This window comes from Thermomonospora cellulosilytica, assembly GCF_014138835.1.
Taxonomy (GTDB): domain Bacteria; phylum Actinomycetota; class Actinomycetes; order Streptosporangiales; family Streptosporangiaceae; genus Thermomonospora; species Thermomonospora amylolytica.
In genome coordinates this window covers 4450636-4477026 of record NZ_JACJII010000001.1, presented here as the reverse complement: position 1 = coordinate 4477026, position 26391 = coordinate 4450636, and the positions used below count along the sequence as shown (strand labels likewise).

The 26391-nt window shown below is 72.5% G+C and carries 23 protein-coding genes and 1 pseudogene; 9 read left to right on the top strand and 15 right to left on the bottom strand.

The genetic code is table 11. From position 1 onward, the window contains the following. Position 1: 1 nt before the first annotated feature. The 4 genes from mftD to mftA form a co-directional block, all read right to left on the bottom strand. Positions 2-1207, bottom strand: a complete 1206-nt coding sequence (mftD, locus tag HNR21_RS21015; protein WP_182706528.1) for a pre-mycofactocin synthase MftD — start codon at positions 1205-1207, stop codon at positions 2-4. A 66-nt stretch (positions 1208-1273) separates the two neighbouring features. Continuing rightward, entirely contained in the window at positions 1274-2476 is a 1203-nt protein-coding gene (gene mftC / locus HNR21_RS21010; protein ID WP_182706527.1) for a mycofactocin radical SAM maturase, read from the bottom strand. Continuing rightward, positions 2473-2748 (bottom strand): mycofactocin biosynthesis chaperone MftB, encoded by a 276-nt coding sequence (gene mftB, locus HNR21_RS21005; protein WP_119730227.1) that lies wholly within the window; start codon positions 2746-2748, stop codon positions 2473-2475. Before mftB ends, mftC begins: the two co-directional genes overlap by 4 nt. Positions 2749-2755: 7 nt before the next feature. Continuing rightward, the gene (gene mftA / locus HNR21_RS21000) at positions 2756-2878 is read right to left on the bottom strand and encodes a mycofactocin precursor MftA (RefSeq protein WP_182706526.1); all 123 of its coding nucleotides are present in this window, start codon (positions 2876-2878) and stop codon (positions 2756-2758) included. A gap of 114 nt (positions 2879-2992) precedes the next feature. Here mftA and mftG point away from each other — a divergent pair, with 114 nt between their 5' ends. Then, positions 2993-4540 carry a mycofactocin dehydrogenase MftG gene (gene mftG, locus HNR21_RS20995; protein ID WP_182706525.1) on the top strand — a complete coding sequence of 516 codons (1548 nt, stop codon included), beginning with the start codon at positions 2993-2995 and terminating at the stop codon, positions 4538-4540. 3 nt (positions 4541-4543) lie between these two features. On the opposite strand, the gene mftR is transcribed toward mftG, so the two are convergent. After that, positions 4544-5176 (bottom strand): mycofactocin system transcriptional regulator MftR, encoded by a 633-nt coding sequence (gene mftR, locus HNR21_RS20990; RefSeq protein ID WP_312881130.1) that lies wholly within the window; start codon positions 5174-5176, stop codon positions 4544-4546. Positions 5177-5217: 41 nt separating this feature from the next. Further along, entirely contained in the window at positions 5218-5991 is a 774-nt protein-coding gene (locus HNR21_RS20985) for an alpha/beta fold hydrolase (RefSeq protein ID WP_182706524.1), read from the bottom strand. 211 nt (positions 5992-6202) lie between these two features. On the opposite strand from HNR21_RS20985, the gene HNR21_RS20980 reads away from it, so the two are divergent. Then, positions 6203-6967 (top strand): YqjF family protein, encoded by a 765-nt coding sequence (locus HNR21_RS20980; protein WP_182706523.1) that lies wholly within the window; start codon positions 6203-6205, stop codon positions 6965-6967. Between the two features lie 160 nt (positions 6968-7127). Here HNR21_RS20980 and HNR21_RS20975 read toward each other — a convergent pair whose 3' ends face one another. Together HNR21_RS20975 and HNR21_RS35435 are read right to left on the bottom strand one after the other, a co-directional pair. Next, positions 7128-7892 (bottom strand): tetratricopeptide repeat protein, encoded by a 765-nt coding sequence (locus HNR21_RS20975; protein WP_182706522.1) that lies wholly within the window; start codon positions 7890-7892, stop codon positions 7128-7130. A gap of 490 nt (positions 7893-8382) precedes the next feature. Beyond that, positions 8383-8541 (bottom strand): annotated as a pseudogene (locus HNR21_RS35435) (LysR family transcriptional regulator); the annotation flags it as partial. Positions 8542-8758: 217 nt separating this feature from the next. Between HNR21_RS35435 and HNR21_RS20965 the strand changes: the two are divergent. After that, positions 8759-9979: an MFS transporter gene (locus HNR21_RS20965; RefSeq protein ID WP_182708751.1), complete on the top strand. Its 1221-nt coding sequence runs from the start codon at positions 8759-8761 to the stop codon at positions 9977-9979. Between the two features lie 85 nt (positions 9980-10064). Here the strand turns inward: HNR21_RS20965 and argG are convergent, their stop codons facing one another. Continuing rightward, positions 10065-11516, bottom strand: coding sequence for an argininosuccinate synthase (argG, locus tag HNR21_RS20960; RefSeq protein ID WP_119730222.1), 1452 nt, complete (start codon positions 11514-11516; stop codon positions 10065-10067). Positions 11517-11630: 114 nt separating this feature from the next. Between argG and HNR21_RS20955 the strand changes: the two genes are divergently transcribed. Continuing rightward, entirely contained in the window at positions 11631-12620 is a 990-nt protein-coding gene (locus tag HNR21_RS20955) for a hypothetical protein (protein ID WP_182706521.1), read from the top strand. Positions 12621-12776: 156 nt separating this feature from the next. Here HNR21_RS20955 and fdhA read toward each other — a convergent pair whose 3' ends face one another. The 3 genes from fdhA to HNR21_RS20940 all read right to left on the bottom strand — a co-directional run bounded on the left by fdhA (position 12777) and on the right by HNR21_RS20940 (position 16336). Continuing rightward, positions 12777-13985 carry a formaldehyde dehydrogenase, glutathione-independent gene (gene fdhA, locus HNR21_RS20950; protein ID WP_182706520.1) on the bottom strand — a complete coding sequence of 403 codons (1209 nt, stop codon included), beginning with the start codon at positions 13983-13985 and terminating at the stop codon, positions 12777-12779. Between the two features lie 117 nt (positions 13986-14102). Further along, the gene (locus tag HNR21_RS20945) at positions 14103-15200 is read right to left on the bottom strand and encodes a hypothetical protein (protein WP_182706519.1); all 1098 of its coding nucleotides are present in this window, start codon (positions 15198-15200) and stop codon (positions 14103-14105) included. Between the two features lie 149 nt (positions 15201-15349). Then, positions 15350-16336, bottom strand: coding sequence for a lysylphosphatidylglycerol synthase transmembrane domain-containing protein (locus tag HNR21_RS20940; protein ID WP_182706518.1), 987 nt, complete (start codon positions 16334-16336; stop codon positions 15350-15352). 471 nt (positions 16337-16807) lie between these two features. Between HNR21_RS20940 and HNR21_RS20935 the strand changes: the two genes are divergently transcribed. Then, the gene (locus HNR21_RS20935; protein WP_119730217.1) at positions 16808-17461 is read left to right on the top strand and encodes a DUF1326 domain-containing protein; all 654 of its coding nucleotides are present in this window, start codon (positions 16808-16810) and stop codon (positions 17459-17461) included. Continuing rightward, positions 17458-18285, top strand: coding sequence for a DUF2182 domain-containing protein (locus HNR21_RS20930; protein WP_182706517.1), 828 nt, complete (start codon positions 17458-17460; stop codon positions 18283-18285). Before HNR21_RS20935 ends, HNR21_RS20930 begins: the two co-directional genes overlap by 4 nt. A gap of 26 nt (positions 18286-18311) precedes the next feature. Here the strand turns inward: HNR21_RS20930 and HNR21_RS20925 are convergent, their stop codons facing one another. The 3 genes from HNR21_RS20925 to HNR21_RS20915 all read right to left on the bottom strand — a co-directional run bounded on the left by HNR21_RS20925 (position 18312) and on the right by HNR21_RS20915 (position 21336). Beyond that, positions 18312-19328 (bottom strand): MsnO8 family LLM class oxidoreductase, encoded by a 1017-nt coding sequence (locus HNR21_RS20925; protein WP_182706516.1) that lies wholly within the window; start codon positions 19326-19328, stop codon positions 18312-18314. Between the two features lie 805 nt (positions 19329-20133). After that, positions 20134-20457, bottom strand: coding sequence for a hypothetical protein (locus tag HNR21_RS20920; protein ID WP_182706515.1), 324 nt, complete (start codon positions 20455-20457; stop codon positions 20134-20136). A 642-nt stretch (positions 20458-21099) separates the two neighbouring features. Further along, positions 21100-21336: a hypothetical protein gene (locus tag HNR21_RS20915; RefSeq protein WP_182706514.1), complete on the bottom strand. Its 237-nt coding sequence runs from the start codon at positions 21334-21336 to the stop codon at positions 21100-21102. A 20-nt stretch (positions 21337-21356) separates the two neighbouring features. Between HNR21_RS20915 and HNR21_RS20910 the strand changes: the two genes are divergently transcribed. From HNR21_RS20910 to HNR21_RS20900, 3 genes are all read left to right on the top strand, one after another. Continuing rightward, positions 21357-22004: a DUF305 domain-containing protein gene (locus HNR21_RS20910; protein ID WP_182706513.1), complete on the top strand. Its 648-nt coding sequence runs from the start codon at positions 21357-21359 to the stop codon at positions 22002-22004. 993 nt (positions 22005-22997) lie between these two features. Further along, positions 22998-24977 carry a DNA/RNA non-specific endonuclease gene (locus HNR21_RS20905; protein WP_182706512.1) on the top strand — a complete coding sequence of 660 codons (1980 nt, stop codon included), beginning with the start codon at positions 22998-23000 and terminating at the stop codon, positions 24975-24977. Positions 24978-25042: 65 nt separating this feature from the next. Continuing rightward, positions 25043-26362 (top strand): hypothetical protein, encoded by a 1320-nt coding sequence (locus HNR21_RS20900; RefSeq protein WP_182706511.1) that lies wholly within the window; start codon positions 25043-25045, stop codon positions 26360-26362. Positions 26363-26391: the final 29 nt, after the last annotated feature.

Below are 26391 nucleotides of genomic sequence, written 5' to 3'. Positions count from 1 at the left end.
GTCAGTCCGCCGGGGCGTCGGCGACCGCCCCGCCGCCCAGGGTCAGGCGGAAGCCGGGCGGGATGAACAGGTCGTCGGGGGACAGTTCGTGGACGCTGGAGTGGCCCAGCCCCAGGACGGCGGAGTCCAGGCCGCTGCGCAGGATGTCCAGCACGTTCTCCACCCCGGCCTGCCCGTTGGCGGCCAGCCCCCACAGGTAGGCGCGGCCGATGAGCACCGCCCGCGCGCCGAGGGCGAGGGCCTTGGCCACGTCCCCGCCGCGCCGTACGCCGCCGTCGAGCAGGACCTCGACCCGGTCGCCTACCGCCTCGGCGATGGCCGGCAGCAGGCGGATGGTGGCGGGCGTGGTGTCCAGGTTGTTGCCGCCGTGGTTGGAGACCGACAGCGCGGTGACCCCGATGTCGGCGGCCCTCCTGGCGTCGTCCACCCGGGTGACGCCCTTGAGCATGAACGGCCCGCCCCACTCCTCGCGCAGCCACTTCACGTCGTCCCAGGTGGGCGGCGGGGTCTGCATCCACTCGCCGTACGCGCCGAAGAAGGTGGGGGCCTGGCCGCCCGGCGGCTGCAGGTTGGGGACGGTCAGGTCGGGGATGCGCCCGGTCCTGGCGAACCGCCACAGCCAGCCGGGGCGGGGCAGCACTCCGGGCACCATCCTCACCATGGTCCTGAAGTCGATCCTGTCGGGGATGGCCGGGCTGCCCCAGTCCCGGCCATGGGAGAACGACCAGTCCAGCGTCGCGATGAGCCCCTTGGCCCCGGCCTTGCGGGCGCGCTCCATGCGCTGCAGCATCGCGTCCCGGTCACCGCTCCAGTACATCTGGAAGAAGGTGTTCGGGTTGGCCGCGACGACCTCCTCGACGGGCTTGCTGGCGAACGAGCTGAGGCCCATGATGACGCCCCGGCCGGCCGCCGCGCGCGCCACCGCCACCTCGCCGTCGGGGTGCACGGCCTGGACCCCGGTCGGGGAGATCAGGACGGGCATCGAGGTCTCCACGCCCATCACCGTGGTCGACAGGTCCCGCTCGGCCCGGTGGCCGACGACGCGGGGCGCGAACCCGAGGTCGCCGAAGGCGTCCATGTTGTCCTTGATGGTCCGGCCGCGTTCGGAGCCGGCGAGCAGGGCGCCGTAGACCATGTACGGCAGCCGCTTTCTGGCCCTGCGCTGGGCCTCGGCCACGGTCTCGAACCAGGGGTTCCGGAGGGGCATGGGGTGTCTCCTAGCCGGGGGCGGCGGACGGGGCCGCAGCCCGCCCGCCGCCCGGAGGTGGGGTCGTCAGGGGATCCGCAGGCCCGCCAGCGGGCTCTCGGCGCACTCGCTCACCGGCGGCCGGTCCAGGTCGGGGCGGCGGCGGGTGAGCTTCACCGGGACCGGTCCCCTGCGGGAGTGGTCGACCGACGGCTTCGGGATGCCCGACCGGTCCTCGGGCCGCCGGGCCAGCAACTTCTCGCCGTGGCCCTGGACGCATTCGGGGTCGGGGCCGTCCAGTGGCAGGCCGGTGAAGAACTTGGCGGCCATGCAGCCGCCCTTGCAGGTGTCGTAGAAGGAGCAGGAGCTGCACGCCCCGCCGTTCTGCGGGCGGCGCAGGTCGCCGAACAGCTCCGACTCCCGCCAGACCTTCGTGAAGCCGCCGGGGTCGCGGACGTTCCCGGCCAGGAACTCCTCGTGGATGGCGAACGGGCAGGCGTACACGTCGCCGACCGGGTCGATCAGGCACACCACCCGCCCGGCGCCGCACAGGTTCAACCCCGGCAGCGGCTGCCCGTAGGCCGACAGGTGGAAGAAGGAGTCCCCGGTCAGCACGTTCTCGCCGTTCGCGACCAGCCAGTCGTACAGCTCGCGCTGCTGGGCGGGGGTGGGGTGCAGTTCGTCCCACACGTCGGCGCCCCGGCCGGAGGGGCGCAGCCGGGTCAGCCGGAGCTGGGCGCCGTAGGCGTCGGCGATCTCCTTGAACGCGTCGATCTGCGGGATGTTGTGCCGGGTGCACACCACGGACAGCTTGAAGTTCTCCATCCCGGCGTCGGCGAGGTTGCGCATGGCCCGCATCGCCACCTCGTACGAGCCGGGGCCGCGCAGCGCGTCGTTGACCTCGGCGGTCGCGCCGTCCAGGGAGATCTGCACGTCGACGTAGTCGTTGGCGGCCAGCCGCCGCGCCGCCTCGGGGGTGATGCGGACGCCGTTGGTGGAGAACTTCACCCCCACGTGGTGGGCGGTGGCGTAGTCCAGCAGCTCCCAGAAGTCGGAGCGGACGGTCGGCTCCCCGCCGCCGATGTTGACGTAGAAGACCTGCATGGCCTCCAGCTCGTCGATGACGGCCTTGCACTCGTCGGTGCTCAGCTCGCGCGGGTCGCGCCGTCCCGAGCTGGACAGGCAGTGCGCGCAGGCCAGGTTGCAGGCGTAGGTGAGCTCCCAGGTCAGGCAGATCGGCGCGTCGAGGCCGTGCTCGAACAGGTCGACCAGCCGCGGTGTGGTGGTCATGGGGTCCTCTCCACGAGCATGGACGACCGGGCGAGCGCGTCCAGCGCCGCGCCGTAGGCGGCCAGGTCGGATGCGGGGACGCCGGCCGCCGTGCAGGCGGCCCGGGCCGTGGGCGCGTCGGCCAGGCCCCGCACGACGGCCAGCAGGCGGCGGTCCTTGAGGAACGACAGCTTGCGGGTGCCGAAGTGGTAGAGCAGCGCGCCGAAGGGTTCGGGCCGCACCGAGACCTGCGGGTGCAGGTCCCAGGCGCGGTCCAGGTCGATGCCGGGCATGGAGGGTCTAGTAGACGCCGCACATGCCGTCGATCGAGACCTCCTCGATCAGCGACTCGACGACGGCGAGCTCCTCGGCCCGGTCGTCGGCCTGCTCGTGGACCCGGTTCTCGGGGGCGGTGGTGTCCATGGCGCTCTCCTTCGCTGACGTGCGGTGACGGTCCGTGCCGTGAGACGCCGATCACGTCACCGGGTAGCAGGGATACTAAGTGCATCGAGTGCCAAAAGAAAGGCTCCGCAAGGGATGACTTCGCCGGATTCCGGCCTCCCCGACGTCCTCGTGGTCGGGGCGGGCGGCAGCGGCGCCGTTCTGGCGGCCCGGCTCAGCGAGGACGCCGGCTGCCAGGTCCTGGTGGTGGAGGCCGGACCTGTGCCGCGCGCCCTGTCGGCGTTCCCCCCGGACCTGCTGGACGCGCGCCTCGTGCCCGGCGCCCGGCCGGGGAACGCCGCCGTCCGGATGTTCCCGGCCCACCTCATGCCCGGCCTGCCCTACATGGCGGCCCGCGGGCGCGTCCTCGGCGGCTCCACCACCGTGAACGGCGGATACTTCGTACGGGCGCGGCGCGCGGACTTCGACCGCTGGGCCGCCCAGGCGGGCGACGCCCTCTGGTCCTACGAACGGGCGCTGCCCTTCCTGCGCGCCCTGGAGACCGACCTCGACCACGGGGCCACCCCGCTGCACGGCGATCGCGGCCCGATCCCGGTCCGCCGCGTCGGCCTGGGACATCCCGCCGCCGCGGCGTTCCAGGCCGCCGCCCGCGAGCTGGGCCATCCGTTCGACCCCGACAAGAACGCCCAGGACCCTCCGGGCTTCGGCCCGGTGCCGTCGAACGCGGTGGACGGCCGGCGGGTCAACACCGGGATCGCCTACCTGCTCGGCGGCGCGCTCGCCCGTCCCAACCTCACCGTGCTGGGCGATCACGTGGTGCGTTCGGTGGTCGTACGCCGGGGCCGCGCGACCGGAGTCGTGGTCGAGCACGACGGGCGGCGGACCCTGCTCGAGGCCGGTGAGATCGTGCTGTGCGCGGGTGCGCTGGCCTCACCGCATCTGCTGCACCTGTCGGGCATCGGCCCGGCGGCGGACCTGGCACGCGCCGGCATCCCCGTCGCCTGCGACCTTCCCGCCGTCGGCGCCGCGCTCAGCGACCATCCCCAGGTGGTCCTGGAGTGGACGCCCCGGCGGCCCCTGGACGGGCCGGCCGGCTCCTGGCTCGGCGGAGTCCTGCACCTGTCCTCATCGGACGGCGACGAGGCCGGAGACCTGGAAATCCTCCAGTCCCTGGTGCCGGTGACCGGGCTGGTCGGCGGGAGGACGACGGTCCCCGGCGCGCCCCTGGCCTTCCTCGCGTCGGTCCAGACCCCTCGGCGGACCGGCGGAGTGCGCACCGTGTCGGCCGATCCCGACGTTCCGCCCCGCGTCGACTACGGCTACCTGCAGACCGAGGCCGACCGGCGCAGGATGCGCGAGGCGGTACGGGCGACCGCCGCCGTGGTGGCCACCGGGGCCTTCGGTGAGGTGTCCCGGGGACTGGTGGAGCCCTCCCCCGCGACGCTGGACGACGACCACCTGCTCGACCGGTGGACACACGCCCACCTCGGCACGTCCCAGCACACCTGCGGCACCGTGCCGATGGGCTCCGCCGTCGACGCCCACGGCAGGGTGCACGGCCTGACCGGGCTCCGCGTCGCCGACACCTCCATCCTCCCCACCGCACCGCTGCGCGGCCCCGCCGCCACGGCGGTCCTCGTCGGCGAGCTCATCGCCCACGCCGTCCGCCGGGAGTCCGGCTGACCCTCACGCGCCGGCGTCGTCCAGCACCGCCGTCAGGCCGGCCCCCACCTGCCGGATCGCCTCGTCCAGCAGCTCGGACAGGTCGGTCTCCGGCTCGCTGGACAGCCAGTGCTCGTACGCGGCGACCGCGGCCGCGAGGACGACGCTGCCGGCGAGCCGGGGGACCATCGCCGACGGCGGCAGCCCAGTGCGCCCCGCCACGAACTCCGTGACCACCGCCCGCCACGACGCGTACCGCAGGGTCGCGTCGGCCTGCAGGGTCGGCACCCCCAGGATGAGCTCCATGCGCTGCCGGTGCCAGGGCACGTCCCGGGGGTTGAACCGGTTGAACTCCACCACGGCCCGGCGGATCGCGTCCATCATCGGGACGCCCGGGTCGGTCTCGTCCAGCAGCTTGCGCAGCCTCCGCAGCTGGTCCTCGAAGTCGCCCCACACCAGGTCGTTCTTGGAGGAGAAGTAGCGGAAGAACGTCCGCCGCCCGATCCCCGCCGCCGCGGCGATGTCGTCCACCGTGGTCGCGTCGAACCCCTGCCGGGCGAACAGCTCGAACGCCAGCCGTTCCAGCGCCGCCCGCGAGGTCACGCGCGGCCTGCCCATGACCCGCTGGGCCCCGGCCTTCCCACCATCCGACGTCACGGACACCAGGTTCCCACGACCCCGCCGGCCCCGGAACGCGGTCAGGGAGCGGTGGCGTCACCGATGAGCCGCGCGACCTGGTCGGGGGCCTCCCCCATCGGGGAGTGGCCGCAGCCGGGCAGGGCGACATGACGGACCCCGGGAAGCAGCCGCGCCGCCCGCCGGGCCTGGTGCGGCGGTGTCAGCAGGTCGCGTGCGCCCCACGCGATGGTGACGGGCACGGCCGGCTCGAAGGGACGCAGCCGATAGGGGCGGACGGCGCGCTGGGCGGCGTCGAAGGTACGGGCGTGGGCCAGGGAGCGCAGGGCGGCGTCGGCGACCGGCGGGGGCACCCGCCACGGGCGGGCGACGAGCTGCCAGAACGCCAGGGTACGGCCGACCGGGTTGCCGGACACCAGATCGGTGCGGTCCCCCAGTGCCCGCGCCAACTGGCGCGCCACCCGCAGCGAGCCCAGCGCGTAGGCGGCCTCCAGGGACGTCCACAGGCCGATGGGGGACAACGCGACGGCACCGCCCACCGCGCCGGTTCTGGCCAGTTCGAGCGCGACGGCTCCGCCCAGGGAGTTCCCCACCACGGGCGGGCGATCGAGACCGGCGCCGGGGAGCCATCCGGCGACCGCGGCGGCCAGCGCCTGGATCGTGGGCATCGTGCCGTCCGGAAGCGCCGGGCTGTCGCCGAAGCCCGGCAGGTCCACGGCCACGACCTCGCGCTCGCGGGCCAGACGGTCCAGGACGGGGCTCCACACCTCGCGCTCCAGTTGCCGGAGCACGACCAGCAACGGCCCGCCGCCGCGACGCGTGTGCGCAAGCTGCATGCCCCGATCGAAACAGACGGCCCGGAACCTCGGTGCAAAAGCCTTCCATTGTCCGGTTCAGGACCGGGCCTTTCAGGTCTCCGTCTTGATTTCGAACCGAGGGGCTTCCTTTACATTGTAGATTCGTTGTGGAGATCCGGCCCGCGCACCGCGTTCCCCGTCTCGACCGCACCCACGGGCTCCGGAGCCGGATTTCTGGAATGCTGGGCGGATGTGCGCCGCTTCGTCCCTTCCGGAGCCCATCACGGCCGATCCGCCTGGGGGCGTCTCCCATCCCCTGCTCACCCAGTCCTGGCTGGATCTGGCCTTCATCCACTGGGCCGTGGACCCCGAGGACGTGAAGCCGTTGCTGCCGGCGGGAGCCGTTCCCGACACCCTCGACGGGGTCACCTACGTGGGGCTCGTCGCGTTCCGGATGCACCGGGTGGGATGGTTCCGCCTCCCCGGCCTGCCCTACCTGGGCACCTTCCCCGAGACCAACGTCCGGCTCTACTCGGTCGACGAGCACGGGCGACGCGGCGTGGTCTTCCGCTCGCTGGACGCCTCCCGGCTCGTCCCCGTGCTCATCGCGCGCGCGGGTTTCCGGCTCCCCTACCTGTGGTCCCGCATGACGATCCGCACGGACGGCGACGTCGTCAGCTACACCAGTTCACGGCGATGGCCCGGCCCCCGCGGCGCCCACAGCCGGATCGCCGTCCGGACGGGCGAACGGATCGAGCGGCCCACCGAGCTGGAGCACTTCCTGACCGCCCGCTGGGGCATGCACAGCACCTTCTTCGGCCGCCTGAGGTACCTGCCCAACGTCCATCCGCGCTGGCCCCTGCACCGCGCAACGCTGCTGCACTGCGACCAGACCCTCACCGCCGCAGCGGGCCTGACCGGAGAACTCGGCGATCCGGTGAGCGTGCTGTACTCCCCCGGCGTCCCGGTCCGCTTCAGCCGCCCCGCCCGCCCGGCCGACATCTCCACACCCTGAACGCAGTGACCGCCCCACGCAAACGCCGCCCCGGCCGGGGCGGTGATCTGGGCGACGTCCAAGTCCTTCCCCGCCGGTACTCCACCATCTGATCCGAACGCCGCGCCCTGGACCGGCCCTGGTCACCGGGTGGCCGCACGCAGGGTTTCCGGAAGCGTGCCTAGAACCAGCCGGGCATGTAAGGGGCGCCGTTCGGCCAGAACCCGCTGGCCAGCGCATTCGCCCTGGCCTCCCCGTGCGGATGCCCCGCCTCGGCCGCCTTCCGGAAGCACTCCTCGGCCCGTGCCATGTCCTCCTTGTGCTCGCTGCGGACACCGAGGTTGAACAGCGAGTTCGCATCCCCGGCCGCCGCCCCCCTCTCCCACCACTCATCGGCCTCGTCGCGGCGCTTGAGGGAGTAGAGCAGGTCGCCGAGGCTGCACATGGCGCGCGCGTCGCCCTTCTCGGCCCCGCGCCGCAGCCACGGCTCGGCCTCGTCCGGCCGGTTCAGCTCTCCCAGCGCGACGCCGAGGTTGTTCATCGAGCCCACGTGACCGGCCTCGGCCGCGATCTGGAACTGCTCCACCGCCCGCTCGAGGTCCCGGCGTTCGACGAACAGCAGCCCCAGGTTGTACCGGGCGCCCAGGTCACCCGCCTCGGCCGCCGCCCGGTACCAGGTCTCGGCCTCCTCGACGCGGCCCTGGTCGTGCTTCAGGATGCCGAGGTTGCGCATCGCGACGTCGTCACCGGCCTCGGCGGCCGCCCGCCACCATCGTTCGGCCTCGGCCTCGTCCCGCTCCACCGCCAGGAGACCGAGATTGACCATGGCACCGGCGTGCCCCTTCCCGGCGACGGCCCGGTAACGCCGCTCGGCCTCCTGCGTCCGCCCCTGCTCGGCCAGCGACTTCGCCAACCGGAACTCGGCCTCGAGAGTGTCCTCGTCCACGTCGGTCCCTTCTTCGTGTTCCGCCGTGCTCAGACCATGAGCGGACGGCATCGGTTCCGCCGGGCGCCTGGAGCCGGCGAGGGAGAGCAGGGAGTGGGCGAGCCCCACTGCCGGTGCACGTACAGGGCTTCCGGGCGGGGCTCGGTTCATGGTGTCGGGCGTTGTGCCCATTCGGGGGTCCAGGTGCCGGGGTGGGCGGGGTGCGCGGAGCCGAGGTGGCCGCGGAGGGCGGCGAGCGCGGGGTGGGGTTGTCGCCGCGCCAGATCAGCGAGTGCGGGTAGACCTGTGTCGGGCCGTGGACGGGGATGCGCCGCAACTCGTGGCCGGCGGGCCAGAGCAGGCGGGTCCGTTCGCCGGCGAAGGTCGCCAGCGCCGGGGAGTCGGCGATCGTGTCGAGGAGCGGCTCGGTGCCGAAGTCGGGGCCGGTCACCTCGATGGTGAGCCCGAACGCGGCGGCGAGGTCGTCGTAGTAGGCGGCCCACTCGGTGCCGGCGACGATGCCGGGCATCCAGATCCGGTGCCCGGCGAGTTGCGCGGGGGTGACCGCGCGGGCGGTGGCGAACTCGTGTGCCGGGCCGGTGAGGAGCTGGAGGGGCTCGTCGAAGACCCGGGCCGCCTCGATGCCGTCGGGGAGGCGCCGCGGCGGCACGGTGACGGCGCGGAAGGTCGCGTCGATCGTGCCGGAGCGGACGGCGACGAAGGTGCGCACGGCATCGAGGTTCACGACCACCGGATCCTAGGAGCACAACGAACGGTTGTGGCTCATGGCCGGATCGGTTGTTTGATCACCTCTCCCGCCGCCCGTTTGGATGCCTGTGGTCAACGCGGGGTTGTCCGGGTGCGGCGGCGGAGGATGCGTGCTGGGCATGGGGGCCGGGCGGTCATTGGGGCGGCGGTTCGGGTGGCTGTGGGCGGCGTACGCGGTCAGCGCGTTCGGTACGCGGCTGGCGTTCGACGCGTTCCCCCTGATCGCGATCCTCGTGCTGCACGCCGGACCGGCGCAGGTGTCGATGCTGGCGGCCGTGGGGCCCGCGGTGGGGGCGGCGCTGGCGGCGCCGCTCGGCCCGTGGGTGGAGTTCCACCGCAAGCGGCCGGTGATGATCGCGATGGACCTGGTCCGGTTCGCGGCCCTGATGAGCGTCCCCGCCGCGTTCGCGCTCGGCCGGCTCGGTCTGGTCCAGCTCGTGGTCGTGGCGGTCGTCGTCGCCGCGGCGGACATCGCCTTCAACGCCGCGGCGGGCGCATGTCTGAAGGCGCTCGTCCCGCCGCGGGACCTGGTGGTCGCGAACGGGCGGCTGGAGTCCACGACCTGGACCGCCACCATGCTCGGACCGCCGCTCGGCGGTGCCGCGATCGGGGTGTTCGGCCCGGTGGCGACCGTGGTGGCCGACGCGGTCAGCTACCTGCTCTCCGCGCTGGGGATCCGGGCGATCGGCGGCGGGGAGCCGCGCCCGGCGCGCACCGGCGCACCACGGCCGCGCCCCGGCGACCTGCTCGAAGGGTGGCGGCACATCCTGACCCATCCGGCGCTGCGCCCGCTGTTCTTCAACACGACCCTGGTCAGCGGCCTGATCATGGCGGCCTCGCCGCCGCTGGCCGTCCTCATGCTCGGCCCCCTCGGGTTCGCCCCCTGGCAGTACGGCCTGGCGTTCGCGCTGCCCTGCGCCGGCGGCCTGATCGGCGCGCGGCTGGCCGGCCGGCTCGTCGCCCGGTTCGGGCGGCACAGGGTCCTGCTCACCGCCGGGACGCTGCGCGCCTGCTGGCCCGTCGCGCTGGCCTTCGTCCACCCCGGCACCACCGGGCTCGTGCTCGTCATCGTCGTCGAGTTCGGGCTGATCACCTGCATGGGAGTGTTCAACCCGGTGTTCGCCGCCCACCGGCTCGACCGGACCCCGGCGGACCGGGTCGCCCGCACCCTGTCCGCGTGGTCGGTCACCGGCAGGCTCACCATCGCGGCCATGACCGCCCTGTGGGGGCTGCTGGCCGCCGTCACCGGCCCCCGCACCGCGATCGCGATCGCCGGTCTGCTCATCATGGCGACCCCGCTCCTGCTCCCCCGGCACGACCACGGAGCACAGGAGACCTGACCTCCCGAACGCCGGGGATCAGATCCCGCGGACGACGCGGGGGACGTGACGCTCACGCCCGCCCCACGGCGCATCGGCGTCGCGGTCAGTCGGTGCCGGACTCCATCGCGGCGTGGTCGAGCAGCTGGTCGTTCTCACCGGGGGCCTCGCCGCGGGAGGCGATCGCCTCGGCCCCGCCCTCGGGCATCTCGCCGATCAGCCCGGTCGTGGCCGTCTGCGCGGCGCCGATCAGCGCCGGGTGCGGGGTGCCGACGATGCCGAGGTCGGCGTACTGCTCGAGCTTGGCGCGGGAGTCGGCGATGTCGAGGTTGCGCATGGTCAGCTGGCCGATGCGGTCGACCGGCCCGAACGCCGAGTCCTCGGTCCGCTCCATGGACAGCTTGTCCGGGTGGTAGCTGAACGCCGGGCCGGAGGTGTCCAGGACGGAGTAGTCCTCGCCGCGCCGCAGCCGCAGGGTCACCTCGCCGGTGACCGCCGTGGCGACCCAGCGCTGCAGCGACTCGCGCAGCATCAGCGCCTGCGGGTCCAGCCAGCGGCCCTCGTACAGCAGCCGGCCCAGCCGCCGGCCCTGGTCGTGGTAGATGGCCAGGGTGTCCTCGTTGTGGATGGCGTTGACCAGCCGCTCGTAGGCCACGTGCAGCAGCGCCATCCCCGGGGCCTCGTAGATTCCCCGGCTCTTGGCCTCGATGATGCGGTTCTCGATCTGGTCGGACATGCCCAGGCCGTGCCGGCCGCCGATGGCGTTGACCTCCAGCACCAGGTCGACGGCGGAGGCGAACTCCTTGCCGTTGACGGTCACCGGCCGGCCCTGCTCGAACCCGATCGTGACGTCCTCGGCGGGGATCTCCACGGCGGGGTCCCAGAACCGCACGCCCATGATCGGCTCGACGATCTCGATGCCCGCGTCCAGGTGCTCCAGCGCCTTGGCCTCGTGGGTCGCGCCCCAGATGTTGGCGTCGGTGGAGTAGGCCTTCTCCGTGCTGTCCCGGTACGGCAGGCCGCGCTCCAGCAGCCACTGCGACATCTCCGTGCGGCCGCCCAGCTCGGCGACGAAGTCGGCGTCCAGCCACGGCTTGTAGATCCGCAGGGAGGGGTTGGCCAGCAGGCCGTAGCGGTAGAACCGCTCGATGTCGTTGCCCTTGAAGGTGGAGCCGTCCCCCCAGATCTGCACGCCGTCCTCGAGCATCGCGCGCACCAGCAGGGTGCCCACGACGGCCCGCCCGAGCGGGGTGGTGTTGAAGTAGGCGCGGCCGCCGGAGCGGATGTGGAACGCCCCGCAGGCCAGGGCCGCCAGCCCCTCCTCCACCAGGGCCTCCCGGCAGTCGACCAGCCGGGCGATCTCGGCCCCGTACGCCGTGGCGCGGCCGGGCACGGAGGCGATGTCGGGCTCGTCGTACTGGCCGACGTCGGCGGTGTAGGCGCACGGCACCGCGCCCTTCTCCCGCATCCACGCGACCGCTACCGACGTGTCGAGGCCGCCGGAGAAGGCGATCCCGACACGTTCGCCGACAGGCAGGGAGGTGAGCACCTTGGACATGAGCAGAAGTATGCACGTTGATGCATGACTATGCAACCCGATCGCGGCCACGGGCGCCGCCCCGTTCGGAAAACCCGCTTTTCCACGGCGCTCCGGCCGTTGTATGCATGTCCGGTGCTGATCGTTCGCGCCATCGAGGCGCTCATCACCGCCTACGACAAGACCTCCCGGATGTCCCAGGGCACCGCGTGGGACGACCCGGCGCTCGCGGACGCGCTGCGGGCCCCCGACCAGGACCGGCTGCGGCGCGGGCTGGCACTGCTGGCGGAGTCCAGGACGAATCCCGAACTGCGCGCCCTGCGCGTGCGCAAGATCTCACGGTCCGTCATGGACCGGCTCGACGAGCTCACCGTCGCCGCCGACGACGAGAATCCGGACGTCCTGCTGCTGCTCGGCACCACCCGCATCCAGTACGCCTGGGAGATCCGGGGCGGCGCCTACGCCCGATACGTCGGCGAGGAGCGCTTCAGGCGCTTCTGGGCCGAGCTGCGGCAGGCCGAAGCGCCCCTGCGCCGTGCCGCGGAGCTGCTGCCCGACGACCCGGTCCCGTGGGACGAGCTGCAGTGGTTCGGCATCGGCATGCAGGTGGGGCGGCGGGAGCTGGACCGTATCTGGAACGAGCTGCTGTCGCGCTGGCCGTCGCTGTACGCCGGCCACTTCTCCCGCGTGCAGGCCATCTCCGACAAGTGGTACGGCTCCGACGAGGAGGCGGCCGAGTTCGCCGAGGCGCTGGTCGCCCAGGCCAAGCCCGGCGACCCGGTGGTGGCGAACGCGGCCGCGGCCCATTTCGAGATCGCCGTACGGAAAATGGACAAGGCGAACATCCCGGAAGCGGCCCTGCGCAACCACTTCGTCCAGCAGCCGGTCTACGCCCTCCTCGCCCAGGCCGCCGACCTGTGGCTCCAGGACCCGATCCCCCACCCGATGACCCTGGACGCCCACCACCTGTTCGGTGCCGCCTTCTACATCGCCGGCGACCTGGACCGTGCCCGCCGCCACCTGGGCCACCTCGACAGGAGGATGCCGGACCGCCTGCCCTGGGGCGCCGTCTCCCTCACCCCGGGCCGCTACTACTCCAGAGCCCGCAAGGCCCTACGCCTGTAGCCGCCGGCATCGTCTCCTGATCGCGTTCCCCGACCGATGCCCGCGCCCGGTGGCGAACACCGCATGCGGAGGTGAAGCACCGCCGGGGGCCGGGTCCGTGCCTTTCCGGCACGGACCCGGCCCCCGGAAGATCGCACTCCGGCTGTACCGGGCCGGTCAGGCCGCGATCATGCCGTGCGGGTCGATGACGAACTTCTGGGCGACGCCGCGGTCGAACTCCGCGTAGCCGCGAGGGGCGTCCGGGAGTCCGATCACGGTGGCGTTGACGGCCTTGGCGATCTGGGCGCGGTCGTTCAGGATCGCGTTCATCAGGTTGCGGTGGTAGCGCATCACCGGGCACTGGCCCATGGTGAGCGAGTGCGACTTGGACCAGCCCAGGCCGATCCGCAGGGACAGCGAACCCACCTTGGCCGCCTCGTCGACCGCGCCCGGGTCGCCGGTGACGTACAGGCCCGGGATGCCGAGCCGGCCGGCGGCCCGGGTGATCTCCATGCTCGAGTTGAGCACGGTGGCCGGCGCCTCGCCGGTGCGTCCCCGGGCCTCGAACCCGACGGCGTCGACCGCGGCGTCGACCTCCGGCACGCCGAGGATCTGCTCGATCTGCTCGGGCAGCGTCGCGTCCTGGGACAGGTCGACGGCCTCGCAGCCGAAGCTGCGGGCCTGCTCCAGGCGTTCCTTGTTGAGGTCGCCGACGATCACCACCGCGGCGCCGAGGAACTGCGCCGAGTAGGCGGCGGCCAGTCCGACGGGACCGGCTCCCGCCACGTACACCGTGGATCCGGACGTGACGCCCGCGCAGACCGCGCCGTGGTAGCCGGTCGGGAAGATGTCCGCGAGCATCGCCAGGTCGAGGATCTTCTCCATCGCCTGGTCCTTGTCGGGGAACTTCAGCAGATTCCAGTCCGCGTACGGGACCAGCACGTAGTCGGCCTGGCCGCCGACCCAGCCGCCCATGTCGACATAGCCGTAGGCCGAGCCGGGCCGGTCCGGGTTGACGTTGAGGCAGACCTCGGTGTGCCCCTCCTTGCACATGCGGCATCTGCCGCAGGAGATGTTGAACGGCACCGAGCACAGGTCGCCCTGCTTGATGAACTCCACGTCGCGGCCGACCTCGACGACCTCGCCGGTGATCTCGTGGCCGAGCACGAGACCCGCCGGCGCGGTCGTGCGGCCGCGCACCATGTGCTGGTCGGAGCCGCAGATGTTGGTCGCCACCACCTTGAGGATCACGCCGTGATCCAGCTTGCGGCCCACGTTGGCGGGGTGCACCCCGGGGCCGTCCTTGAGAACGAATTCCGGGTAGTCGATGTCCTGCACCTCGACCACACCCGGGCGCATGTAGGTCACTCCCCTGTTACCGGGCACGTTGCCGCCTCCTCCTGTCGAACGAGGGGACCGTGAGCCGAGACGGCGTGCCCGGTTGATGCCGGATGAAAGCCGTTCATCCGGTTTCAGGGAGTGGTTTTTGCCGAAGAATGACCCTCAGCGGTACACGTGGAAGGACTCGTAACTCTGCGAGGAGCCCTCGCCCACGACCACCTCGTAGCCGCCCACGGCCCACATCCGGTTCGTCCCCGGGATCGGGGCCAGCCCCGCGATGCGGGGGGCGAAGGCGCCGCGCGGCAGCTCGGCGGTCACCGTCCGCCAGCGCCTGCCGTCATGGCCCCAGAAGGTCGCCGGTCCCTCGAAGCCCTCGGGGTCCCCGGTGACCCATACCGTGCCGTCCCGGGCGACGCTGACGGCCTCCGGCCACTGGTTCTGGTCGGGCAGGCCGAGGTCCCGCCAGCGGCGCCCGTCCCAGTGCAGTACGGCGGGCCGGTGGTCCTCCCAGCCCTGCGGGATCTGGCCCACGAGCCACACGTTGTTGCGCCGGTCCACGTACAGGTCCCTGACCACCAGGCCGTTGTCGGGAGTGGCGACGGGCACGAACGTCCTGCCGTTCCAGCGGGCGGCGTACGGCTGGACCGGCTCGCCGGGGGCATGGCGGTAACCGGCCACCCAGACCTCCCTGGCCGACCGCGCGTCGATGGAGGTGACGGTCACGCCCTGGGGGAACGACGTCGAACGCCAGCCGCCGCGGACCCGGCGCGCCGCCCACCGCTCGCTCGCCAGCCAGGTTGCCCCGGGTGCGACGGCGAGCTTGGCGAAGCCGTGGGTCACCATGTCGTCGGGCATGGCCACCTCGCGCCAGCGCCGCCCGTCGAAGTGCGCCATGCTCTGCCTGGTCTGGCTCCACCCGTACACCCACACGTTGCGGGGCGAGGACGTGGCCACCGAATGCCAGTACGAGACCTTGGGGAGCCCTGCGGCGGGCACGCGGTTCCACTGCCGTCCCTGCCAGTGCAGCAGCACGCCCCGCGCCCGGCCCGTGCCGTCGACCTGGTGACCCGCCGCCCAGGCGTCCCACGGCCGGGACGAGGCGATCGCGCTGAAGTAGGAGCCGGGAAGCCGCCCCGCCGAGTGGAGCGCCCAGCCGTGCCGGTCCGTGGCCGCCGGTGCGGCCGTCGCGGGCGTGGCCGTCGCCGTCAGCCCGGCGGCCAGCACGACGGCCGCAAGGCCCCGTGGAAACGCGGTCCTCATGTTCTTGCCCCTTTCGGCAGGGCCGGCCGCGCGTGGTCGCCACGACGTTCCCTGCGGTTCGCCAACCGCATGTGGGACGGGTCACACCCGGACGCGGTTGACCTCGTCTCAGCGCATCGCGGGACTTGGCCGGATCCGACCGAACGCCCTCACGCCGCCGAGCGGACCGCTTTGGCAGGTCTCTGCTCCGGGACCTCCACGGATGCCGGAGCGATCCTGCGGCGGTTGCCGACGGTCGCGACCGCCAGGAGGCCGATGGGGACGGGCGCCCAGTGGGTGACGGCGCGGAAGACGAGGACGCCCGACAGGGCGCCGGCGGTCTCCACTCCGGTGGCGGCGAGAAGCGCCACGAGCGCCGCTTCGGTGGAGCCGAGACCGCCCGGCCCCGGTACGACGCCCCCGGCGGCGGCGCCGATCATGTAGACCACGATCAGGGTGCCGAACTGGTCCCAGGAGACGGCGCCGGGGACCGCCAGCATGCTGAGCGCGAACGCCACCCCCATGACCAGGGTGGTGGCGGCGGATGCGGCCAGCATGACCGCCAGATCGCGGGGACGCCGCAGCAGCCGCGCTCCGGCGGTGACGGGGCCGGACAGCTTCTCGCGCAGCAGCCAGACCGCCGCTCCGGCCGGGATCGCGGCGACGGCGGCGACGATGAGCAGCGGGCGGGCCATGTCGCGCAGGTGCTCCCCCAGGTGCGCCAGCAGAAGGCCGTCACCGGCGGTCATCGCGACCGGGAGCATCACCGCGAACAGGATCAGGTCGGCGAACGCGCCGCCGACCTGGAGAACGCCGGCCACGGTCAGCGCGTGGGACGCCGGGACCCCTCGGGCGGACAGGTAGCGCGCGTTGACCGCCACGGTGCCGACGCCGCCCCCGGTGATCCTGTTCGCCGTCGCGGCGGTGAACTGGGCCATGGTCGCGTGCAGCAGGGGCAGACGCCGCCCGGCGGCACCGCCCAGGGCCACGGCGGAGAACCAGAAATGCACGCCCACCAGCACCGCCAGCACGGGCACCACGGCCCAGTGCACGTCGGCCAGGGCCCCCGCCGCCCCGGACACCGTGGCGGCCGCCTCACCGTTGGACAGCACCAGGCCCGTACCCGCCGCGAGCAGGCCCCCGACCACCGCCCACACGACGGCCCGGCTCCGCCCCGCCCATGGCCGGGCACTCCCGCGGCCAACGGCGGGCGTCCGGCCGGGGCCCCTCCGAACGGACGGATGACCGGCTGAGACGACGCCCTGAACCATCGCTTCCCCCACAGTGGCCGACCGGCGGATCCCGCGACCCCGCCTGTGTCAAGCCAACCCGTCCCGGCCGCCAAGATCAGTGGTGCGACCTCGCCACTCGATGGTGGGGCCAGCACCACCCGCCGGGACGGGCTGCCCTCAAGGCAGGCCCCGCCGGGCGCGAAAGGCAGGCTTTACCCGTCGTCGCCTGGTCGCCGTACGGACGCTGTGCGAGACTTGCGAATGGGTCTTGACAAGCTCTGTCATATCTCGTCCACAGGCCCGCGTCGCCGCCGCGGCGGCATGTCCCCTCCGCGTCTGCTCTGCACGGGCACGGTGTGCCGTTCCCCCGGCAGTGGTGCGGGCCGAGGGGGAATCATGACCCGGACAGCAGCGATACCGCAGTGGCACGTCGCCGGAGACTGGTTCGACGCCTGCAAGTGCGACATCCCCTGTCCGTGCACGTTCGCGCAGGCTCCCACGTACGGCGACTGTGACGGCGTCCTGGCATGGCACATCCGCGAGGGGCGTTTCGGGGACGTGGTCCTGGACGGCCTGAACGTCCTGATGATCGGGTCGTTCGTGGGGAACGTGTGGGAGGGCGCGCACTCCGAGCCCTACGCCGCCGTGTTCATGGACGAACGGGCCGACGAGGCGCAGCGCGAGGCCCTGCAGATGATCTTCGGCGGGCAGGCCGGCGGATGGCCCGGCCAGTTCGTGGCCATGTTCCATCCGGAGATGCGGGGGCTGGAGTTCGCGCCGGTCCGGATCTCGGTCGACGACGACCTGGCCGCCTGGGGCGCCGAGGTCCCCGGCCGGGTCGAGGCGAGGGCCGAGGCCCTGTCCGGGCCGGTCACACCGGAGGGCGCCCGGGTGCAGAGCACCAACCTCCCCGGTTGCGAGACCGGGCCGGGCCAGGTCGCCACCTGGGGCCGCGCGCTGTCCTACCGCGTCGACGCCTTCGGGTTCGACATCGCGCGGGAAGGGCGGTCCAGCAAGCACATCACGTTCGACTGGAGCGGACCCGGATGAGAACGGCGGCCGGCCCCGCCCGCCTGCGGAGACCGCCGGCGCACGAACTCGTCTTCGTCGCCGTGCTCCTGGCCCTGTCGGCGGCCGCCTGGCTGATGGCGCACCGGCTGGCCGCACCGGACATGCGGGTGGGAATCCTCACCGGCGCCGCCCAGGGGCATCGCTCCGCCCACGACATGGCGCCGATGCCGATGGAGCACGCCATGGGCGCCGGCGTGTTCCTCGGCGTCTGGCTGGTGATGACGGCGGCGATGATGCTGCCCGCGGTGACCCCGGTGATCGTCCGGCTGGACCGGCTGGTGCGCCGGCGCGGCGACCCGGGCGTGGTGGTGTACGCGCTGGTGACCGGTTACCTCGCCGTCTGGGCCGCCGCGGGGGTGGCGGCGTACGGGGTCTTCCTCGGTTTCCAGGAGGCCGTGACGGCGGGCGACCCGATGACCGCCGCCCGGGTGGGCGCCGCGGTCCCGCTGGTGGCGGGCGTCTATCAGCTCACCCCGCTCAAACGCGTCTGCCTGCGGCGATGCCGGTCACCGCTGGCCGTCCTCGTGCGGCACGGGGAGCGGATCGTGGGCAGCCGCACCGGTGCGCTGCGGGTCGGCGTCCATCACGGCGCCTTCTGCCTGGGATGCTGCTGGGCGCTGATGGTCCTCCTGCTCGCCGCCGGGATGATGAGCCTGGTCTGGATGGGCGCCATCGCCGCGGTGGTGCTCGCCGAGAAGGCCCTTCCGCACGGCGAGACGCTGAGCCGCCTGTTCGGCGCCGGGCTGATCGCCCTGGGCGTCCTCCTCATCGCCGTCCCCGGCCTGGCCCCCGCCCTGGCCTGAGGGAACGCCGGTCGAGGACACGGGCCTCAGCCCGACCGGGACAGTCCGGCCAGCCTGGCCAGCCTACGGTGGGAGTCGAGCATCTCCGCGCGGTCGAACGTGCTGGTGTGGACCAGGATCTCGTCGGCGCCGCTGCGGTCGATCAGCTTCTCCAAGGCCCCGGCGACCTCGTCCTCGGTGCCGTGGATGTGGCCCTGCATCGCCTCCTCGAACAGGGCGCGTTCCTTGGCGGTCATCTCCATCGACAGCACCTCCTCGGCCGGCGACAGCGGCGGGAAGTCGCCCCTTGTACGGGAGTACGCCGTCGCCCACGCCTCCGGCACCAGCAGCCGCCGCGCCGCCTGCGTGGTCTCCGCCACCGCCACCGTTCCCGACACCACCACGTAGGGCCGCGCCCTCCACAGCGACGGCCGGAACCGCGCACGGTACCGGTCGATGGCCGCCGGCATCCGGTCCTCACCGAACGCGGCCGCGATCACCAGGGGCAGCCCGAAGTCCGCCGCGATGTCCGCCCCCGCCCCGGTGGCCAGGAGGAACGGTGACACCGCCAGCCCCTCCCCCGGCCACGCGTGGACCCCCGGATGCGCCCGCTGGTCGCCCCGGAAGTACCCCAGCAGTTCGGCCAGCCGCTCGCCGAACCGGTCGGCGTCCTCCTTGCCGTGCCCCAAGGCCCGCCGGACCCCCGAGGTGAAGCCCACCGAACGCCCCAGCCCCATGTCGATCCGCCCCGGGAACAGCGCCTCCAGGACCCCGAACTGCTCGGCGACCACCAACGGCGGATGGTTGGGCAGCATCACCCCGCCCGTCCCGACCCGGATCCGGGACGTCGCCGCCGCGACGGCCGCCGCCAGCACCGTCGGCGCGGACCCCGCCACCCCGGGCACGCTGTGGTGCTCCGCCACCCAGAACCGGTGGAACCCCAGTTCCTCGGCCTGCCGCGCGAACACCACCGTGTCCCGCACGGCCTCCTCCGCCCGCCGCCCCCGCCGGATCCGGGAACGGTCCAGCACAGAGAACCTGACATCCCGCAGCAGCCCGCTCATACCGGGTGCAACACCGGCGGCGCCCACAGATTCCGCACGACCCGGCCGCCGCCCCACACTCCCGAAGACCTCCGGCGCGGAGCTTTCCACCACACCGGAGGTCTTCCTCGTTCGCCAGCCGCCCCTGGCGCCGACGACGCTCGTGGCCAGCACGGCCGGCCGCTCCGGTCCGCGACGGTTTCCGCCTGCGACGGGCGGCCGCCGAAAAGGCGAACGCACCGTTCCATGCCGCCGTTTTGCGCATCGCCCGAGAAATGATCCTGAGGCGGTCCGGCCGACGCAAGGAAAGCCCTGAACACCCTTTGCGGCCACCTCGCGCGACCCTTGGCGCTCACCGGAGTCCTGCCGGACCAGGGCCATTCCGAGCAATCGCGTCGCGGGTCGGCGGACTCCGCCTCCGCCAGGGGAATCCGGCGAAATCCAGGTCTTGTCGGCGAACAATGAAAAGCTTACGTTACTCGCGAGAAACTTACTGCCGAGGAGCCGCCATGAGCCCTCTGATCCGGTGGACCATGCCGATCGCCGCCGATGAGCCGGTCAGGGGCGAGCGAGATCCTCGGCGGAACCGGCGGGCGGGGACGCGGGCGGTCGGGATGGTGGCCGTGGCCGCGGTCGCCGTGTCGCTGACGGCCGGTGGAGCCGGGCGGGCGGCGGCGAGCGCACCGGTGGACACGAGGGTGCCGCGGGCGCACTGCGGGCCGGGGTCGGCTCCGGAAACGGGCCTGCAGGGCCAGGTCCCGTTGCAGGATCGCCGGAACGGCCGCAGCCGGCGGGGCTACTGGTGCAACCTGGAGCTGGTCAGCCGCTACCAGGGGCAGGGACAGGGCACGGTCGGCGCGTCGTACGGCGAATGCCAGTACCTGGGCACGATCCTGCCGAGCGCGGTGACCGCCAGGAACAAGGGCGTCAACGTCATCGACATGTCCGACCCCGAGCGGCCGAAGCTGACCGACTCGCTGGTCAGCCCGGCCACGCTCGGCGGCACCTGGGAGACGCTCAAGGTCCACGAGGGCCGCGGGCTGCTGGCGGCGGTCTCGGTCGGCCTGGTGAGCGGCGGGTTCTTCGTCTCCGTGTACGACGTCAGGACCGACTGCCGCCGTCCCCGGCTGCTCAACGGGATCAACGGCACCAGGCTGACGATGCCGGGCCTGTTCCCCGGCCACGAGGCGGGCTGGTCGCCGGACGGGCGCACCTACTGGACGACCGGGACGGTGGGCGGCACCATCGCCGCGCTCGACATGACCGACCCGCGCAAACCCCGGGTGATCTACAACGGCATCACCGGCATCGCCAACCACGGCGTCGGGGTGAGCCGTGACGGCGACCGGATCCATGTCGCCGATCTTCCGGCCGGCTTCATCACCTTCGACGCCACCGACGTCCAGCGCCGCAAGCCGCACCCGCGGCTGCGCCGCATCTCGGAGACCACCTGGTCCGACGGGCTGGTCACCCAGCACCTCGTCCCGTTCACCGACCGGGGCCGCCCCTACCTGCTGGCCGTCGACGAGCTGGGCTCGGGCGGGGTACGGATCCTGAACCTCTCCGACGAGCGGCGGCCGGTGACCGTACGGCAGCTCAAGCTGGAGATCAACCGGCCCGAGCACGTGGCGCTGCGCGGGGCCGACACCGCCAGGAACGGCATCTTCGGCTACGACTCCCACTACTGCACCCTGGACCGGCTCACCGACCCCACCGCCCTGGCCTGCGGCTGGACCCAGTCGGGGATCCGGGTGTTCGACGTCCGCGACCTGCACCGGCCCCGGGAGATCGCCTACTTCAACCCGCCCGCCCAGGTCGGCGAGCGCTCTCGGCTGGTCAACTCGGCGCACGCCTTCGTCCCGTTCGGCACGTCGTTCACCGACATACTGGAGAACCACCCCGACAAGCCGCCGCCGTACTTCGGCGAGACGGACATGACCGCCGACTGGTGCATGTCGCCGCCGCGCTTCGACGGCGACAGGCTGTGGGTCTCCTGCGACGACAACGGCGCCCTGCTGCTGCGCTTCACCAACGGCGCCTACCCCTGCGATGAGCCGGGCCCGCGGCCTCGGCCGGATCCTGCCGGCCCTGGCGTTCATGGTGATCGGGGCGGGCGCGGTGATGCTGCTGCCCGGCGGGCCCGCGCCCACCGCGGTACGGGTCCCCGCGGGGGACGCGGTGGACATCGGCTTCAGCCAGGACATGGTCGCCCACCACCAGCAGGCCGTCACCATGGCCCAGACGGTGCGCGGCCGGGTGAGCCCGCCCGTGGCCCGGCTCGCCACCGCGATCGAACTCGACCAGATCAAGGAGATCGGCCACATGCAGGGCTGGCTCGCCCTCTGGAACGCCCCCCAGACGCCCTCCGGTCCCCCGATGACCTGGATGAACGCCGACCATCCCGGCCACCGCCGGACCACCGGCGCCACCATGCCGGGAACGGCCTCCCAGCAGGAGATCGACCGCCTGGGCCGGGTCACCGGCAAGGACGCGGACGTGCTGTTCCTGCGGCTCATGATCCGCCACCACCAGGGCGGCCTGATCATGACCACCGCCGCCGCCCGGAACGCCGCGCACCCCCAGGTGCGCGCCCTCGCCACCCACATGACCGCCGAGCAGCACAAGGAGATCGCCGCCATGACCGGCCTGCTCGCCGCCCTCGGCCACCGGCCCCCGCCCTCACCCGTCCAGGAGTGAGCCGAGGACACCGGCGTCTCCCGCGGCGTGGTGTCCGCCCCCGGCGAGCGGAAGTGGGCGGCTCCGTACGTCAATGGCGCCGAACGCTTCTCCCCGTGCGCCGATTTATGCGAGTGCTTGAAATGTTGACCGCAGCGGACACAGTGTCACCAACAGCGGGGTTGATCCTCTGTCAATACCGGACACTTGTTCGGCAAAGCCGGTTGCCCGGCCGACACCCGTGCGCAAACGTGGAAATATCCATACAGGGAGCGCCTCCGGTGGACCGCCTCCCCGGACGCCTCGGGCGGACAGGGGCGGCGCCCGAGCAGCCGTCCCGGGCAAAGCGCAAATTACATGAACGTGAACGATCGGCAACGACGGTGGAATGAGACTTCTCCACGCGCCGGATCGCACGGGGAAGAAAGTCCGTACTCGGTGGAGACGAACGCACAGAAGCGCTCGGGGCGGCCGAGGAATCTCGTCATCGGTCCACACGGCCGGCGCACCCTGGCCTTTCCCCCGAGCGCGTCGTTCCGCCGATCACCGCAGATGGACGACGGACTTCTCCTGATTCTGTGACCTGGGGAGTGCGGACAGAACGCCGTCCCGATGTGCGCCTCCGGCACGGATACCGAGCGAACACGCGCCCGGTGCCCGCCGGGACCGACGTCCGCTCCGCCGGACCCGCCGCGGGCGAACCGCACAACGCGCAACCGCCCGCAGAGCCGTTCCCGGAACGCGATCTCCTCGGCTGTTCGGAAAACCGGCGAGACGAGCAGAGGGAATTCCGCCGCCGGCAGGTCCAAGACGGACGGTCATCGTCGATGCGCACCGCTGTCATTGCAGTTCGGCAACGGCGGCAGCCGGCGGAGCCCGCCAGGCCACAGGACTCGGCCACCGGGCGCGGCGGACGCTCCGAGAACACAACCGGATCTTCCACCGCCGAACCGGCTGACGGCCATCGGTCGGATCGTCACCGGATCATCGGCGGCCAGGAACGGAGGGGCGACGATGGAGCCCTACGAGAAGGAATACGAATATCAGCGCGAGCAGACCGCGCGGCGGGTGGCCGAACGGGCCGCCTCCCGGCACGAGCGGGAGGCGGCGCTGGCGTCGCCCGGCGGTGTGGCCACCGCCGACACCCCGGAGCGCATCCGCAAGCGCATCGACCGGCTCAGCCGGTTCCAGGGGGACGGCGACCTGCTGGAACTCGACCCGCAGGATCCCGGCCCGCAACTGGAGAGGATCATCAACACGGTCGACTACGTGGGCGTTCGCTACCTCGACGCAGGGGTGGCCGCGGCACGCGCCGTGGGGCGGGTCAACATCCGCGACGACCGGGGGCGGCTGACCGGTTTCGGCACCGGGTCGCTGGTGTCCCCGGCGCTGCTGCTGACCAACCACCACGTGCTGCCCGACGCCGACACCGCCCGCAGCAGCGTGATCGAGTTCAACTACCAGGACGGGATCGACGGCAGGCCCCTGCAGGCCATCGTGCATCCGCTCGACCCGGACCGGTTCTACCTCGCCGACGACGAGCGCGACTTCGCGCTGGTCGCGGTCAGGGCACCGGCGGCCGACCTGGCGGCGTTCGGGTTCAACCGGCTGATCGAGACCGAGGGCAAGGTGATCGTCGGGGAGTTCGTCACGATCGTCCAGCACCCTCGCGGCGACAAGAAGCAGGTGGCGCTCCGCGAGAACCGGATCGTCGACGTTCCCGACGACTTCCTGCACTACGCGGCCGACACCGAACCGGGCTCGTCCGGCTCACCGGTGTTCAACGACCAGTGGGAGGTCGTCGCGCTCCACCATGCCAGCGTGCGCGCGTCCGGCGACGGCGACCTCGGCGCGTTCATCAACGAGGGGGTCCGCATCAGCCGGATCTGCGCGTTCGTGCGCCGGGCGGAACTGCCTGATCCGCAACGCGCGCTCGTCGACCAGATGTTCGCCCCCGAACGGATCGAGCAGGCCGCATCCGTCCGGCCTCCCGCCACGGACGCGGCCCCCGCGGTCGCGCAGCCGCCCGTCCAGCCGTCCGTCCAGAGGCCCGTCATCGCGGAAAGCTCGACGACCATGGCGGACGGCGGGGTCACCGTCCAGGTCCCGCTGGAGATCACCGTCCGGCTCGCCGGCACGGCGCCCGCACCGGAGGCGCCCGAGGCGATCTCCATCGACCCCGACTACACCACCCGTGAGGGCTACGACCCGGCGTTCCTGGCCCACCCGCTGCCGCTGCCCGTGCCGTCGCCCGAACTGGCCGCGGTCGTCTCCCCCGAGCTGCGCTATCACCACTTCAGCGTCGTCATGCACCGCCGGCGGAGGCTCGCGCTGTTCACCGCCTGCAACATCGACGGGAAGCTCTCCCGGCGGCCGCGGCGGGAGAGCGACCGCTGGATCCTGGACCCACGCCTGCCGGCCGCGGAACAGACGGGCGAGGCCGTCTACCGCGACAACGACCTGGACCGCGGGCACCTGGTGCGCCGTCTCGACCCCGCCTGGGGCACCAACAACGCCCAGGTCAAAGCGGCCAACGACGACACCTTCCACTTCACCAACGCCACCCCGCAGCACCACGCCTTCAACGCGGGCCAGACGCTGTGGGCCGGGCTGGAGGACTACATCCTGCACAACGTCGACAACCACGACCTGACCATCAGCGTGCTCACCGGGCCGGTCCTGGCCCCCGACGACGACGCCTACCGCGGCGTCCAGCTGCCACGCCAGTTCTGGAAGATCGTCGCGATGGTCACCGAGTCCGGCGCCCTGTCGGCGACCGGTTATCTGCTCAGCCAGGCGGCCCTGCTCGACGAACTGCCCACCAAGGAGGCCTTCTCCTACGGCGCCTACCGGACGTTCCAGGTGCCCGTCCGGCGCATCGCATCCCTCACCGGCCTGAACGTCGACCCCTACATCGAGGGCGATCCGCTCGAACGGCTGGAGACCGCACCGCTGCCCCGTGAACTCATCCGTCCCGAAGACCTGGTGCTCTGAAAAAAGGGGGCGCCGCCGTCTCGAGGTGAAAGCGCCAAGGGACGCCCTGGGAGGAGGTCAGGTCAATGGAGCGACTGCTGAGCGGGCCCTACCGCCTGCTCGACGGTCCCGGGGGGAAGATCCCCTGGTACATCGTTCCCTTCGACAAGGCCGGGCGCTGCACCGGCCCGCGCACCGCCGCGGAGGTGACGGCGAGGGTGCGGAGCAGGGAGTTCACCGATGTCGTGATCTTCTCGCACGGCTGGAACAACGACTGGGTGCAGGCGACCGACCGGTACGGCGACTTCATCCAGGGCTATCTCGGCCAGGTGATGGAACGCCCACCGGGAAAGGCCCCGAAGAGGGCTCTGCTGATAGGTCTGTTCTGGCCGAGCAAGCTCCTGGCGGAGAGCGTCCGGCCCGCCTTCGAGACGACGGCGCCGGCCGGGGAGGACGAGACGGTGGCGGCCGAGCGCGACGAGGTCGCCGAACTCGGCGACTGGCTCGCCGACGACGCGGCGACCCGCTTCTACGAGCTCGCGCAACAGGAGTATCTCCTGGACGACGAGGCGAGAGAAATGGCCGAGCTCTTCCTCCCGCTGCTGGCCGCCGACGACACGGAGGTCGGAGAGACGACCCCGACCCACCCGGACGACGTCCTCGCCGCCTGGGCGACGGACCCGGACGTCCGAGCCGACCCCATGGCCGGCCCCGGTGGACCGGAGCAGGCGACCCAACTGGAAGGCGCCGGGCTCCTGCGCCGGTTCGACCCCCGGGAGATCGTGCGCGCCGCCTCCGTGTGGTTGATGAAGGACCGGGCGGGCGTCGTGGGGACGCGCGGGCTCGCTCCCCTGCTGGAGGAACTCGCGGTCCCGGACGTGCGAGTCCACCTCGTCGGGCACTCGTTCGGAGCCAAGGTCGTGCTGTCCGGCCTGTGCGCGCCCGGAACGTCCTCGACGGTGCGTTCCGTCCTGCTTCTGCAGCCCGCGGTCTCTCACCTGTGCTTCGCTTCACCGGTGCCCGAGACGACCCGGCCAGGTGGATACGCGGCGGCGCCCGAGCGCGTCGAGCTGCCCATCCTGTCCACGTTCAGCCGGCGTGACGAGCCGCTCACCCAGTGGTTCCACCATGCCCTGCGGCGCGGGCAGGACGTGGGCGAAATGGAGACCCTCCGGGAAGAAGAAGGGCCGCCCAACCGCTATGCCGCGCTGGGCGGCTTCGGGCCTCGCCCCCTGGGCGACAGGATCCGGCTCACCGAGGTCAACGACCCGGGAGTCCCCTACCGGCTCGGCGCGGACGCACCGCAGGTCTACGGCATCGACGCCAGCCGGACCATCCACGGCCACGGAGCGATCAGCACCCCGTCCACATGGTGGATGCTGTCCCAGCTCATCCATGCGGACTGACCACCGCGCCGTTCCCGACCTCGATGGGG

Excerpts from the sequence above, each read along its gene's own strand:
- HNR21_RS20930 (WP_182706517.1), top strand. The coding sequence starts at position 17,458 with ATGAGAACGGCGGCCGGCCCCGCCCGCCTGCGGAGACCGCCGGCGCAC.
- mftA (WP_182706526.1), bottom strand. The coding sequence starts at position 2,878 with ATGGACACCACCGCCCCCGAGAACCGGGTCCACGAGCAGGCCGACGAC.
- HNR21_RS20965 (WP_182708751.1), top strand. The coding sequence starts at position 8,759 with ATGGGGGCCGGGCGGTCATTGGGGCGGCGGTTCGGGTGGCTGTGGGCG.
- HNR21_RS20910 (WP_182706513.1), top strand. The coding sequence starts at position 21,357 with ATGAGCCGGGCCCGCGGCCTCGGCCGGATCCTGCCGGCCCTGGCGTTC.
- argG (WP_119730222.1), bottom strand. The coding sequence starts at position 11,516 with ATGTCCAAGGTGCTCACCTCCCTGCCTGTCGGCGAACGTGTCGGGATC.
- mftC (WP_182706527.1), bottom strand. The coding sequence starts at position 2,476 with ATGACCACCACACCGCGGCTGGTCGACCTGTTCGAGCACGGCCTCGAC.
- HNR21_RS20900 (WP_182706511.1), top strand. The coding sequence starts at position 25,043 with ATGGAGCGACTGCTGAGCGGGCCCTACCGCCTGCTCGACGGTCCCGGG.
- HNR21_RS20980 (WP_182706523.1), top strand. The coding sequence starts at position 6,203 with ATGTGCGCCGCTTCGTCCCTTCCGGAGCCCATCACGGCCGATCCGCCT.
- HNR21_RS20945 (WP_182706519.1), bottom strand. The coding sequence starts at position 15,200 with ATGAGGACCGCGTTTCCACGGGGCCTTGCGGCCGTCGTGCTGGCCGCC.
- HNR21_RS20925 (WP_182706516.1), bottom strand. The coding sequence starts at position 19,328 with ATGAGCGGGCTGCTGCGGGATGTCAGGTTCTCTGTGCTGGACCGTTCC.
- mftD (WP_182706528.1), bottom strand. The coding sequence starts at position 1,207 with ATGCCCCTCCGGAACCCCTGGTTCGAGACCGTGGCCGAGGCCCAGCGC.
- HNR21_RS20985 (WP_182706524.1), bottom strand. The coding sequence starts at position 5,991 with ATGCAGCTTGCGCACACGCGTCGCGGCGGCGGGCCGTTGCTGGTCGTG.
- HNR21_RS20905 (WP_182706512.1), top strand. The coding sequence starts at position 22,998 with ATGGAGCCCTACGAGAAGGAATACGAATATCAGCGCGAGCAGACCGCG.
- HNR21_RS20935 (WP_119730217.1), top strand. The coding sequence starts at position 16,808 with ATGACCCGGACAGCAGCGATACCGCAGTGGCACGTCGCCGGAGACTGG.
- mftG (WP_182706525.1), top strand. The coding sequence starts at position 2,993 with ATGACTTCGCCGGATTCCGGCCTCCCCGACGTCCTCGTGGTCGGGGCG.
- mftB (WP_119730227.1), bottom strand. The coding sequence starts at position 2,748 with ATGCCCGGCATCGACCTGGACCGCGCCTGGGACCTGCACCCGCAGGTC.